10 protein-coding genes and 1 pseudogene are annotated in these 13,043 nt (G+C 67.3%); 3 read left to right on the top strand and 8 right to left on the bottom strand.

All coding sequences use genetic code 11. The features are described from left to right. Positions 1-73: 73 nt before the first annotated feature. Positions 74-2,281: pseudogene (locus OG332_RS23195) on the top strand ((Fe-S)-binding protein); the annotation flags it as partial. A 646-nt stretch (positions 2,282-2,927) separates the two neighbouring features. Here the strand turns inward: OG332_RS23195 and OG332_RS23190 are convergent. Then, positions 2,928-3,941, bottom strand: a complete 1,014-nt coding sequence (locus tag OG332_RS23190) for a hypothetical protein (protein WP_327415269.1) — start codon at positions 3,939-3,941, stop codon at positions 2,928-2,930. Between the two features lie 246 nt (positions 3,942-4,187). Here OG332_RS23190 and OG332_RS23185 point away from each other — a divergent pair, with 246 nt between their 5' ends. Together OG332_RS23185 and OG332_RS23180 are read left to right on the top strand one after the other, a co-directional pair. Next, positions 4,188-5,117, top strand: a complete 930-nt coding sequence (locus OG332_RS23185) for a Yip1 family protein (RefSeq protein WP_327415268.1) — start codon at positions 4,188-4,190, stop codon at positions 5,115-5,117. 215 nt (positions 5,118-5,332) lie between these two features. Beyond that, positions 5,333-6,766 (top strand): recombinase family protein, encoded by a 1,434-nt coding sequence (locus tag OG332_RS23180; RefSeq protein ID WP_327415267.1) that lies wholly within the window; start codon positions 5,333-5,335, stop codon positions 6,764-6,766. A 72-nt stretch (positions 6,767-6,838) separates the two neighbouring features. Here OG332_RS23180 and OG332_RS23175 read toward each other — a convergent pair whose 3' ends face one another. The 7 genes from OG332_RS23175 to OG332_RS23145 form a co-directional block, all read right to left on the bottom strand. After that, entirely contained in the window at positions 6,839-7,459 is a 621-nt protein-coding gene (locus tag OG332_RS23175; protein WP_327415266.1) for a hypothetical protein, read from the bottom strand. Positions 7,460-7,674: 215 nt separating this feature from the next. Next, the gene (locus OG332_RS23170) at positions 7,675-9,222 is read right to left on the bottom strand and encodes an AAA family ATPase (protein WP_327415265.1); all 1,548 of its coding nucleotides are present in this window, start codon (positions 9,220-9,222) and stop codon (positions 7,675-7,677) included. Between the two features lie 613 nt (positions 9,223-9,835). After that, the gene (locus tag OG332_RS23165; protein WP_327415264.1) at positions 9,836-10,705 is read right to left on the bottom strand and encodes a GNAT family N-acetyltransferase; all 870 of its coding nucleotides are present in this window, start codon (positions 10,703-10,705) and stop codon (positions 9,836-9,838) included. Positions 10,706-10,793: 88 nt separating this feature from the next. Beyond that, positions 10,794-10,940, bottom strand: coding sequence for a hypothetical protein (locus OG332_RS23160; protein ID WP_327415263.1), 147 nt, complete (start codon positions 10,938-10,940; stop codon positions 10,794-10,796). Then, positions 10,937-12,079, bottom strand: a complete 1,143-nt coding sequence (locus OG332_RS23155; protein ID WP_327415262.1) for a radical SAM protein — start codon at positions 12,077-12,079, stop codon at positions 10,937-10,939. Before OG332_RS23155 ends, OG332_RS23160 begins: the two co-directional genes overlap by 4 nt. A 230-nt stretch (positions 12,080-12,309) precedes the next feature. Continuing rightward, a complete protein-coding gene (locus OG332_RS23150; RefSeq protein ID WP_327415261.1) occupies positions 12,310-12,567 on the bottom strand; it encodes a hypothetical protein in 258 nt (85 codons plus the stop codon). A 186-nt stretch (positions 12,568-12,753) separates the two neighbouring features. Further along, positions 12,754-12,996: a hypothetical protein gene (locus OG332_RS23145; protein ID WP_327419348.1), complete on the bottom strand. Its 243-nt coding sequence runs from the start codon at positions 12,994-12,996 to the stop codon at positions 12,754-12,756. Between the last annotated feature and the right edge of the window lie 47 nt (positions 12,997-13,043).

The following is a 13,043-nucleotide window of genomic DNA, read 5'->3' as shown; positions in this document are numbered from 1 at the left end:
GTCGGGAATGGGTAACCTCAAGCCTTGACTTCATAAGTTACCGCTTAGTAAGTGCCGCCCGAGGAGCCCTCCCATGCAACTCGCCGCGATCATCGTGTCGCTGGTCCTGACCGTGGTCGGCGTCGCGCTGCTCGCCCGAGCCGTGGCGCAGATCTACCGTTTCGTGAAGCTCGGCCAGCCCGTGCCGGCCGGCAGCCGTACGGACGACCCGAAGGCCCGATCCCTCACCCTCGCAAGGGAGTTCCTCGGCCACAGCCGGATGAACCGCTGGGGCATCGTCGGCTTCGCGCACTGGTTCGTCGCGATCGGCTTCCTGACGCTGCCGCCCACCCTCGCGCAGGCGTACGGCCAGCTCTTCCAGGCCGACTGGACGCTGCCGATCGTCGGCGGCTTCCTGCCGTTCGAGCTCTACATCGAGTTCATCGGCCTGATGACGGTCCTCGGCATCGTCGTCCTGATGGCGATCCGACTGCTCAGCCTGCCCTCGCGGGCCGGCCGCAAGTCGCGCTTCACCGGCTCGAAGGCCTGGCAGGCGTACTTCGTCGAGTACATCATCCTCACCATCGGCCTCGCGATCCTGTGCCTGCGCGGCCTCGAGGGCGCGATCCACCACGTGGACTCGTACGAGCCGGCGTACTTCGTCTCGTACCCGCTGGTCCTGGCCTTCAAGGGACTCTCGGCGAGCGCCCTGCAGAACGCCATCTACTTCACCGCGATGATCAAGATCGGCACCTCGCTGATCTGGATGATCGTCGTCTCGCTCAACACCAACATGGGTGTCGCCTGGCACCGCTTCCTCGGCTTCCCGAACATCTGGTTCAAGCGGAACGCGGACGGCGCGACCGCGCTCGGCGCGCTCCAGCCGATGACCAGCGGCGGCAAGGTCATCGACTTCGAGGACCCGGACGAGGACGACGTCTTCGGCGTCTCCCAGGTCGAGCAGTTCTCCTGGAAGGGCATCCTCGACTTCTCCACGTGTACGGAGTGCGGTCGCTGCCAGTCGCAGTGCCCGGCCTGGAACACGGGCAAGCCGCTGTCCCCGAAGCTCCTCATCATGTCGCTGCGCGACCACGCGCACGCCAAGGCCCCGTACCTGCTCGCCGGCGGCGGCAAGGACATTGAGGGCAACGAGAAGGCCACGGCGGAGCAGCTGAAGGACGTCCCGGCCGCGGCCATCGCGGAGGCCGAGCGCCCGCTGATCGGCACCGTCGAGGAGAACGGCGTCATCGACCCGGACGTGCTGTGGTCCTGCACGACCTGCGGTGCGTGCGTGGAGCAGTGCCCGGTCGACATCGAGCACATCGACCACATCGTCGACATGCGCCGCTACCAGGTGATGATCGAGAGCGCGTTCCCGTCGGAGGCGGGCACGATGCTCAAGAACCTGGAGAAGAAGGGCAACCCCTGGGGCCTGGCGAAGAAGCAGCGCGTCGAGTGGACCAAGGAGGTGGACTTCGAGGTCCCGATCATCGGCAAGGACGCGGAGGACCTCTCCGAGTTCGACTACCTCTACTGGGTCGGCTGCGCCGGCGCGCTGGAGGACCGGGCCAAGAAGACCACGAAGGCCTTCGCGGAGCTGCTGAACATCGCGGGCGTCAAGTTCGCGATCATGGGCGGCGACGAGAAGTGCACGGGTGACTCGCCGCGCCGCCTGGGCAACGAGCCGCTGTTCCAGCAGCTGGGCCAGGAGAACGTGGCCATGCTGAACATGGCGTTCGGCGAGGACGACGACGACCCGTCGACGAAGAAGCCGAAGTCGGCGAAGCGGATCGTCTCGACCTGCCCGCACTGCTTCAACACCATCGCGAACGAGTACCCGCAGCTGGGCGGCGAGTACGAGGTCATCCACCACACGCAGCTGCTGCAGCACCTGATCGACGAGGGCCGGCTGACGCCGGTCACGCCGGTGGACGGCCTGATCACGTACCACGACCCGTGCTACCTGGGCCGGCACAACAAGGTCTACACGCCGCCGCGCGAGATCATGTCGGCCGTGCCGGGGCTGCGCCAGCAGGAGATGCACCGCCACAAGGAGCGGGGCTTCTGCTGTGGCGCCGGTGGCGCGCGGATGTGGATGGAGGAGCGGATCGGCAAGCGCATCAACAACGAGCGTGTCGACGAGGCCCTGTCCCTGAACCCGGACATCGTCTCCACCGCCTGCCCCTTCTGCCTCGTGATGCTCACCGACTCGGTGAACGGCAAGAAGAACGACGGCCAGGCGAAGGAACACGTCCAGGTCGTCGACGTGGCGCAGCTGCTGCTGGACTCGGTGAAGACGCCGGGCCCGACGGAGGCGGAGCTCGCGGCCGCGGCGACCGAGGCGGAGGCCGAGGCTGCTGCCGCCGCGGAGGCGAAGGCCGAGGCGGAAGCGAAGGCCAAGGCCGAGGCGGAAGCGAAGGCCAAGGCCGAGGCGGAAGCGAAGGCCAAGGCCGAGGCGGAAGCGAAGGCCAAGGCCAAGGCGGAAGCGAAGGCCAAGGCCGAGGCGGAAGCGAAGGCCAAGGCCAAGGCGGAAGCGAAGGCCAAGGCCAAGGCGGAAGCGAAGGCCAAGGCCGAGGCGGAACCGGAAGCGGAGGTTGAGGCGAAGGCCGAGGCCGAGGCGGAACCGGAAGCGGAGGTTGAGGCGAAGGCCGAGGCCGAGGCGGAACCGGAAGCGGAGGTTGAGGCGAAGGCCGAGGCTGAGGCTGAGGCTGACGCGAAGGCCAAGCCGGAGGGTGAGGCGGAAGCCGAGGCCGAGCCGGAGGCCGATGCCAAGGCCGAGGCGGAGCCCGTTGCGGAGCCCGAGGCAGAGGCAGCCGCAGAGGCCAAGCCCGAGGACGCCAAGTAGCGCCAGCCCGCACCCGCGGAACGGAACGCAGCGCAACGCAACGGCCGGTCCCCCACTCGGGGGACCGGCCGTTGCGGCGTTCAGGAAAGCGGAGCGGCGGGGCTCAGCCCTCGCCCCCCGCACGGCGGCGCCGTAGCAGCGCGAAGCCGAGCCCGGCCGCGCCCGCCGAGGCCATGCTGCCGCCCGCGGCGACCAGCACCGGCGCCCCGCTCTCCGACGGGGCGACCCCCTCCGCACCGGCCTTCACGCCGCCCTTCGGAACGACCTTGACGTCCCGCTTCACGTCCTTCTGCCCGTCCTTCTTCACCGGGTCGACCGTGTACGTCTCGATCAGCCGGCCGCCGAAGTCGTACACCCAGCTGTTCCCGCCGCCCTTGCCGTCGATGACGACGAACTTCACGCGCTTGCCGTCCTGGACGAGCTTGTACGTCCAGCCGTCGTTCTGCGTGCTCGGACGCTTCAGGTCGATCGTGCCCAGGGCACGGCCGTTCGGCATGGAGATCTCGACGCGCTTGCCGTTCGGGCCGTCGACCAGCTTCGCGATCCGCCCGTCGGGCATGGTGACGCGCACCGAGCTCTCCTTCCCGACCTCCGGCTTCACGTCCTTCTTCACGTCCTTCTCGACGTCCGGCTTCGGCTTCGGCGCGCCCTCGACCCACGAGGTCACGGTGCCGTTCGACTGGAGCACGACGTGCAGGCCGTTGTTCTGCCCGTACGCCGCGGCCCCGCCCTTGCTGACCAGCGTGTCCAGCCTGGTCGAGCCGGCGAAGACATCCGCCTCGAAGTGGTTGTCGCCGATCTTGTAGACCTTGGCGACGGAGCCGTCCGCCAGCTTCACGGTGGTGACGTACGCCCGGACGCCCGGCTTCGGCTCGACGGGCCGGGTCGTGGGCCGCGGCGTCGGCGGCACGTACGGGTCGACGGGCGGCGCCACAGGCGGCACGACGGGCGTTTCCACCGACGGGTCGACCGACGGCTGCTCGATGCCCGGCAATACCTCCGGCTCCGGGACGGCCGACGAGTCCGCGAAGGCGGAACCGACCGGGAGGGCCAGGACGGCGGCCGCGCCGGTGACGACGGCGGCGCTACGAAGGGTGGTTCGGCGGGTGCTGCGCATGGTGTGGGCTCTTCCTCGTGCTCGTTCGTGCTGCGGGGCGGCGACGAACACGAAGCTACGGGCCCGATATGCTCATATTCCGTCGGCAACGTAACGGAGAGCCGCAGACTGCGACGCAGCCACGTAAATCGGACACTAGACCAGGCCCTCGGGGTACCCCTAGGGGATGTCACAGGTCAGCCGCAAAGGGTGCGTTATCCGGGCGACCGTCCACCGGAGTCCGCGGGACCAGGTACGTTCGATCACGTGGCTGGATTCAGGATCGGACGCGGCCGGGACAACAACCGCACTCCGCAACAACCCCCGCAGCAGCAGCAGTCGTACGGTCGGCAGCAACCGCCGCCCTACGGCCAGCAGCCCTACCCACCCGCCGGAGGCCCACCTCCGCAGCAGCAGTGGCCGCAGCCGGGCGGCGGGGGCCAGGGCGAGCCGGAGTACTTCGACCCGTACGGACAGCAGCCGCCGCACCCGCAGCAGCAGCCCCCGTACGGCCACGGAGGCCCCGGTGGCGGCGGTGGCGGCGGTGGTTACACGAACGACAACCCGGGTCACACCCAGGTCTTCGCGGTCGGCGAGGACCCGTACGGCCAGGGCGCGACCTACCAGGCGGGTGCGGCCGCGGCCGTGCAGGCCGGGCCGCGGCTGCCGTGGAAGGAGCTCTTGCGCGGCATCGTCACGCGGCCGGGCCAGACCTTCCTGCAGATGCGCGACTACTCCGTCTGGGGTCCCGCGCTGATCGTGACCTTCCTCTACGGTCTCCTCGCGGTCTTCGGCCTCGACGACGCCCGCGAGGACGTGATCAAAGCGACCCTGTCGAAGGCCGTCCCGATCGTCCTCTCCGCAGGCGTGGCCTTCGTCATCTGCGGCCTGATCCTGGGCGCGGTCACCCACACGCTGGCCCGCCAGCTGGGCGGCGACGGCACGTGGCAGCCGACGGTGGGCCTGTCCATGCTGATCATGTCCATCACGGACGCGCCGCGCCTGCTGTTCGCGGTGTTCCTGGGCGGCGACAACATGGTCGTGCAGGTCCTCGGCTGGGCCACCTGGTTGGCGGCCGGAGCGCTCTTCACCTCGCTGATCAGCAAGTCGCACGACCTGCCGTGGCCGAAGGCGCTGGGCGCCTCCGCGATCCAGCTGATCGCACTCCTGTCGATCATCAAACTGGGCACCATCTAGCCCGCGTACGCAAAAGGGCCCGCCGCACAGTCCCCTTGGGCGGCGGGCCTTCGCGTACCCAGTACTCCGTACTCCGTCGACCGACTAGGCGTCGAGGACCTGACCCTCACGCTTCACGACGGGCGGTTCGACCGACCATGGCAAATGGACTGAATGACAGTAGTAACCTGCTGCGGTACAGACGGACCAGGTCGCAGGCAGGGGAGGCCCCGATCATGGCACGCAAGGTGGGCATCTACACCCGGATCTCGCGCGACGACGAGGGCGAGGCCCTGGGTGTCGCCCGCCAACGGACGGACTGCGAGCGCCTGGCAGACCTCCGCACCTGGCAGCCGGTGAAGGTCTACGAGGACAACGATGTGTCCGCGTTCAAGCGGAACATCGTCCGCGAAGAGTTCGAGCTGATGCTCAAGGACTTGAAGGCCGGCCTGATCGACGGAGTGGTGTCGTACGACCTCGACCGCCTGGCCCGCCAACCCCAAGACCTTGAGCGGTTGATCGAGATCTACGACGATCGCCCGCGGCTGGAGTTCGCGACGGTCACCAATGACGTGAACCTGGGCACGGCCGACGGCCGGACCATGGCCCGGATCATGGTGGCGTTCGCCAACAAGTCGTCGCACGACACGTCACGGCGACTCAAGCGCAAGCATCTGGAGCTGGCCCAGCAGGGCAAGAGCAACGGCGGTCCGGCGCCATACGGATGGCGGAAGGACGACCGCGACAAGGTGGACCCCGAAGCGGCACGGCACATCCGCGCGGCACAGAAGGAAGTCCTCGCCGGGGTCCGCATCGGCACCATCCGGACGACGTGGCAGGAAGAGGGGCTTGGGAACCCTCGCGCCGGCACCAAGCGCATGGCCCACCACCACGTGGAGCACATCCTGACCAACCCGCGGCTTGCCGGGTTCCGGATCTACCACGGAGAGATCCTCCACGGCGAGGACGGCAAGCCCGTCGTGGGCGAGTGGGAGCCCATCAACACCCCGGAGGAGTGGGAGGCGGTCTGCGCGGCCATCGCCGAGCGCAAGCACAACAAGGCCGGCCAGACCCTCGCGCGTAAGTACCTGCTCTCCGGCATCGCCCGCTGCGGCCTGTGCAAGAGCAAGATCCGAGGCCAGGTCAACCACAAGTGGAAGCCAGGGTCCAAGGGCGCGCAGTACACCTACCAGTGCTCCAAGGTGAACGGCGGCTGCGGCAAGGTCGGCCGCGTCGGCGAGCCCGTGGACAAGCTCATCGCGCGCCTCGTGCTCCAGGAGCAACGCGAGAAGGCCGCCACGACGGCCGTGCCGACCGAGGAACGCTGGCCCAAGGAAGAGGAGTTGGAATCCCTTCTCCTCGACGTCGCCCAGCTCATCGAGGCGGAGAAGGCCAAGACGATCACCGTCTCCACGCTCCTACAACTGCTGCCCGACAAGGAACGCGAGCGGGACGCCCTGAAACTGGAACGAGCCCGCTTCTACAAGGAACAGAAGCAGGCGGAGGCCAAGGGCAGCACGGCCGACCTGTCCGAAGCCGAGTTCTTCGACCTCCCCATCGAGCGACAGCGAGAGATCGTGCTGCACAGTCTCACGGCCGTGATCGTCCACCCCGCAGGACGAGGCAAGCGGAAGTTTGACCCCGACCTGATCGACCCAGTCTGGCGTTGAGCGAGAGACCCCCGGCCACACGCGGGTCTCCCGGTCTCCCTGCGCCACCTGGTCCTTCGTCAGCGTCAGCCACTAGCCGCCCCGGCAATAGTGGTCGTCTGCTGCCAGTGCCGCGTAGGTCACGCCTTCGATGCTATTGGGTTCTTGGGACAACCGGGTCTCAGCCTCGTCCTGGAGGTAGTCGCGGACGATAGCCGCGCCACCAGGGCGTGCCCGTAGTTGGTCTAGGCAGTGCGCCACGTCGCAGATGACGCGGTTCGCATCGACCGCGTAGCGATGGCCCAGATCGAAGAGCGTGAAGTGGTGCTCGACCCGTGCCCGGAGCGTACTGTCCCACGAGGTCGGGGGGCTGACGAAGAACTTCAGACGTACAGAACCGGAGTCGTGGACTACCTGGGCATCCAGCCACCGTTGGTGGGATATCCGGTCGAGGTAGGGATGCAGGAGCGTGTTCCCAGCGCGGTCTGGACTCTTGTTCCCTTTGATCAAGTTGCACTCGCCGCACACCGGGACAAGGTTGAGCGGGTCGACACACAGCGAGGGGAACAGGCTCTTGGGCATGAAATGGTCGAGCTGCCGGACGGCGCCCTGCCGACACAGTGGGCACCGGTCGTTTACCGGAGCCGTCATCAGCTCGTCGCGGATCTTCTGGCCAGCGACGGTCTGCATGCCGTTGCCGTATGCCCACTTCACGAAGTCCTCAGTAGGGATCTGAGGGACAGCGAAATCCGCTCTGTCGAGGTCATGCAGGGTCTTGGCGGCTGTGGCCTGACGAAGAGCCTGTCCGGCCTTCCGTACTGCGTTTGCAGCCCTCAGCAGTCGCTCACGGCGTTCGGCGTCGGCTGTTTTGATGACGCATGCCAGGTAGCTGCGATCTGCCTGACGGAGGGGTACCGGCAGTGGCCACATCAAAGGAGCCCGTCTCTTTTCTCCGAGAGGAGGATGCGCACCAGCCCCTTGGCCTCTCCGCCGAGATTTCCGCCAAAGTGGGCCAGAACCTCCTCGTAGGAGTCCCGCTGTGCCACCGCATCGGCGATCTCGGAGTAGAAGCCTGACCGCATGACCTCCAGCCCGAAGACCTCGTGGGTCAGTACGCCCACGTTCTCGCCGTACGTCTCGATCTGCGGCCGCTCAGCACGGCTGGCCTCGCCGTGCCGGATCAACTTGTAGACGCACGAGCGAGGGACCGTCTGGAGGACCACCGGCGAATGCGTAGCGATCACTGCGACGCCGTTGCGTTCAGTCAACAGGTCGGAAATCGTCTGAACGAAAGAAGCAAGTAGCGGTGGATGCAGGTGGGTCTCGGGCTCGTCCACGAGCACCAGAGACTGCTCAGCCACACGGCCTACAAGCTCTGTCATGGTGAGTACCACCATTGCGTGCCCCGAACTCAACCGCCCGAAGGCATCGCTCAAGTCATCCAGGTGGGAGTTCATGATCTTCATGCCAGCTCGCATGTTGCCGGCGTAGGAGGCAATAGCGGAACCGCCGAACTGTGGGTCCCGGCCGAGCGTCAGCACTGCGCGGCGCCAAGACGAGAAGTTGCGCGATTGGCGGACGTAAGCAATGGCGTCGCGAAAATCCGACCGGAGACGCTCATGCTGGGGTGTTTCCAGCCCCCCGGTGGTGCGCGCTGAGCGGTGAAGGCCGACGTAGGTGTAGGCAACCGCATTCGGAGGCAAGGGGGCACCAGGGCGGCCGAGTGTCTCAACGGTCGTGAACGGGTCGAATGCGCTGAAGGTCACCGAGACCACGTTGACGAAGCGCTCTCCCACTGGCGAAGTGGAGGTAGGGGACATCGTCACGCGCCCGAACTGTTCGTGCAGGTCCGGGCGTACGACGGCGGAGGCGAGTCGTCGCAAGAGGTGGGTTTTCCCCACTCCGTTGCGGCCGATGATTACATGGACATTGCTTGACGGTCGGGTGTCTGGGGTGACGTCAAAGCGGAGGCAGTCGTCAGAATCCTGGCTCGGTCCGACGTAACTGAATCGGTACTCGCTCAGGCGAACCCCGCCGCGCGCGATCCGGTTGAACTGAACCCTGACAGTCTGCTCCTCCACGACCCGCAGTAGCGACCTACGTACCACTTCGTGCGCCTTTGCCTCCTCGAAGCGGTCGAGATTGTAGGCCAGATCGCCGAGAATGTGGAGGATCTCGACGCGTTTCTCAGAGCCGAGTTTCCTGATGTTGTCGTAGTAGCCATCGCTCAGGCCGAGCGAGAATATTTGACCTGCCGGTGGGCCGTCGTAGGTCCCGTGCTGAAAAGGATGGGGGCCCCTCTCCTGTCCGGCGACAGCGACCTTGACGTATCCCAGATTCCTGAGATCGGTCGAGTTGCGGTACCAGAGGGTGAAGCTGGTCCGGAAGCCGAAATCGTCCCAATCGCCAGCTTCCAAGACCAGGGCCTCGGAACCGACGTGCACGGGCTGGCCGTCTGCCTGAACGATGAACTGCACGGCTTCTCCCTCGTCGCGGGAGAGTGAGCTGTCAGCTCCCACAGCATTGTCCCGCCTCCCGGATCCTATGCCGCGCCTCCGGGCTTCCAACCCCGGATCGGCAGACTCCAACAGGACGAGGCGCGGGGGGCCGCGGTGCTCGTGGCAGGTGATCCGCCGTTGCTCAGGGGCAGGGTGTTCGTTACATCCCCTGAGGTCACAATGTGAGTCGGTCATACTCGTCTACGAAGCGCCGCGCGATGTCGTTCATGGGGACGGCCGGTCGCCTCCGGCAGTTACGGGACAGTCCTTGGGGGCCCAGAAGGGGCGTTAGTCACTGCTTTCCCTGAAGCAGCAGTGCGCGGCGGATCCACTCCTCGTCACGTTCGGGGGCACGGGCCAGGTGTCTCTTCAGCCACACGGCCTCTCGCCCTACTTCGTCGTCGCTAGCCATTCTCCAACTCAACAAGTCAAAAGCGGGGTTGGGATCAGCCCGTCCCTGGGCACGACGACCACCCCGGTACCATCGGCACCGGGGTCCTGATTGGGGATTCCGCGACCGGACCACCCCGGATGCTGTCCAGGCCAAGGGGTGGTTCGGTCTTTCGTTGTGGTAGGTCAGGCCGCGATCCCGCTACACCCGTGTGGTGTGGCTGAAGCCGAGGGAGGTCAGTCCTTCGGACTGACAGAGCCTGTCGGAGGAGCCACCAACCTCGGTCTGTAGGAGCTGGTAAGCGGCGCCATGGGACTGACCCCAGTGCATCGCGGCCCGCCACAGGACACGCCCAAGCCCCCGCCCTCGGGCCTCGGGCAAGACGGCGAAGTACTGGGGCATGAGCTGGGGGCACCCGATCGCGTCGGGGCGTACTTCCATCGGGCCGATCGCCCCCACGATGCGACCATCCACGACGGCTGCGAGAACCGGGCCACACCGGCCAGCCTGCATCTGCCCGTGAAGGAAGGCCAGGCCATCGGCGGCCATCGCCGTGGCGAACGGGGCGAAGGTCTCCTGCACAGCAGCCGGCCAGTCAGTGACGGGGCGGACCGGGCCGCCGGAGTCGGGGCAGGGTCTGGCAGTGAAGTCCTGGAGCTGGATGCGGGTGCCGCGTGGGGAGCCGGTCTCGGGGCCGAGCGGGCGCACGACCCTCGCGTTGACTACGTCATGCACGACGGCGAGCTTCGCGGACAGTTCGGCCGCTTCGTCCACGACGCTGTCACGGTGCCCGTAGGCGAAGACCTTGACGGTGCCGCGTCCACGCCGGGTCAGGGTGGGGACGAGGGTGTGATCGGATTGATGGACCACGTCGCCACGAAGGACCGTCTCGTCCTTCTCGCTGCTCCAACGCCGGTCCTTGTCGTAGTGCAGGAAGGAACGGTCAGCGACGGCTGCTCGCAGCGTGTCCTCGAAGAGATCCACGGTGAGGACGTGGGGGTGGACGGGGCCGAGAGTCGGCACGATCGGCGCGGTCAATACGGGCCGGAGCCAGTCCCAGCGGAACAACATGAGCGGCACCTTAACGGTCGGCCGGCCAGGGCTCAGGCCCCGACGCGAAGACGCCAGGGCCTGAACGGAACCGACCGGATTCTGTCGGTTAGTGGGGGTTGTCGTCACCGGCGTCGCAGGAGCACTCCGCGCTCTCCACGACCATGTCCAGGTCCAGGACGGCGGTGACCGCCGAAGCGGCAACGGGCGGCGACGCGCGGCGCGCCGAGGCCGGCGGGCCGGGCAGGAGGTTCACCAGTACGGGCGGGGTCGTGATCCGTTCTCCTTGTCTCCGTGTTGGCAGTAGCTGTGCAGCGGCGCCTTCGCCTCCTGGTAGTGCTTGGCCAGGGGGCGGCAGACCCGACAGGTGCCGGACAGGGCGCAGCCCTCGCACCCTCCGGTGCGAAGCATGAGGTGGTCGGCGATGGCGCCGAGCCGGGTGAGGCCGTCAATGCCTTCGGCCATCAGGTCGATCTGGTCGTCGCGGCCGACCTTGCAGATCGAGACCTTGGCGTGCGGGTCGGCGTGGAAGAAGGTGTGTCCCGCGTTGCAGCCGGCGAACGGCTTGCGCTGCCGCAGGTGGGCGGCGGACTGGGCAAGCAGCGGCTCTCCGCCGCCGTAGATCGTGGGCGTCATATTCGTGTACGCGTGGTTCTCGACGTTCCACTCGTCGGCGAGGGCGGCCATCTCGTCGGCCTCGGAGGCGTTGTCCTCGGTCACCACGACGTTGATACGCAGTGGCAGGCCCGCCTCACGTGCGGCGTCCATGCCGCGCCGGAACGCCTTCCAGGCCCCGCGGCGCTGGGTGAGCGTGTCGAAGGACTCCTCACTCGCCCCGTACATGCTGACCACCAGGCGATACGGCGGAGAGTCCCGGAAGAGCTTCAGGAGGTCCGGCCGCCAGAGCAGCGAGCCGTTGGTGGAGATGGTGAGCATCATCCCGGCCTGCCAGGCGTACCGGTAGGCGCCCTGGAAGTCCGGGTCCATGGTGGGCTCGCCGCCGGTGATCTGGAGCCAGAGGACACCAGCCTCGCGCATGATGTCCAGCAGCCGCACCTTGTCCTCCCAGGCGAGCCCGAAGAAGGGCCGCTCGCCGAGGTAGCAGTGCTTGCAGCCGAAGTTGCAGCCGAGGTTGATCTCCCAGGAGGCCCGGCAGTAGCCGTACGGGGACGGCTCGTGCACCAGCACCGTGCCCTGTGCGGGCCGGCCGTCCAGGTCGATTCCCCACACATCGGACGCGGTCCGCACCGCCCAGGCGGGCAAAGCCTCACCATTGGCAGCAGCCTGCCGCAGGGCCTCGTAGTGGTCGGCGGGGATGCGAGCCCCAGCCCTGGCGCCGGGCTTGAGGAGGAGGTGCCCGTCAAGGAACGGGGAGGCGATCAGAGCCTGGGCCATCAGTGGTACTCCTTCCGGATCGAGTAGCGCGACATCACGCGTGCGCCCTGGCGGTCGGAGTTGCAGCAGTAGATCTCGCCGAGGCCGTTGCAGGCTCCGCAGCTCTTGCCGGACGAGTCGGCGCCGCTGCCGCCGCAGTCCCCGCAGCTCTCGTTGCGAGGGGGGCGAGGGCGCCGGGTCAGGGTGGATTATGCAGGTGCCACGCGGGAACCTCCGTGCAGAAGAAGGGGTCAGGACAGGGCCACGCGGGCAAGCCCGTCTCGTCCAGCCACGAGGCGCACTCGCGTCCGCGACGTCCGCATGACCTGGATGAGAAGCGAGGGGCCCAGCACGTAGACGTTGCCGTCGGCGAACTCCAGGACTTTTCGCCCGCCCGCGACCCGCCGCACGTTCGTCACGGTGTGCGGGTTGCCGCCGATCGTGATCACGTCTCCGAGGCGGACGCCGTCACCAACCGTCGTGAGGATCTGACTCGTCGAACCGTTCATAGCGCCTCCAGGCGTACGTCTCGGCCTCCTGCCGCGACATTTCACGGACGGGAAGCCGCGGATTCGGCAGCCGTCCAGGGCGGACCGGTCTAGTGCCAGTACCGAGGGCGGCCCCGATCACGAATCCGTACGAAGCGCTGATGCAGACGATGAGGGGGACGCCGGCGTACCGGCCGATGACCCGCATCACAGGCCGACCCGGCTGTTGTTGTTCTTCACGGCCAGGCGCGCGCTCAGTTCCTCCCGCGCCTTGGGGGCGACCACGTCGCCGGGCATGGCATCCCACTCGATGCCACCGCCGACCGGGCGCATCTGCACGCGGCCACCGATCTCGCCCATGACGATGCCGATGCGTCCGGTCTTCTGGTCCTTGGCCAGTTCACCGATTCCGGGGCTGGCCTGCTGGTTGCTCGCCATGGGCACGAGCATGCTGCCGTTCATAAGGACGTCGGAACCTCCACCAAACCCCACTTCGG

The organism is Streptomyces sp. NBC_01233 (assembly GCF_035989305.1).
Taxonomy (GTDB): domain Bacteria; phylum Actinomycetota; class Actinomycetes; order Streptomycetales; family Streptomycetaceae; genus Streptomyces.
Note: the sequence above shows the minus strand (reverse complement) of the source record. Positions and strands in the feature narration are given on the sequence as shown.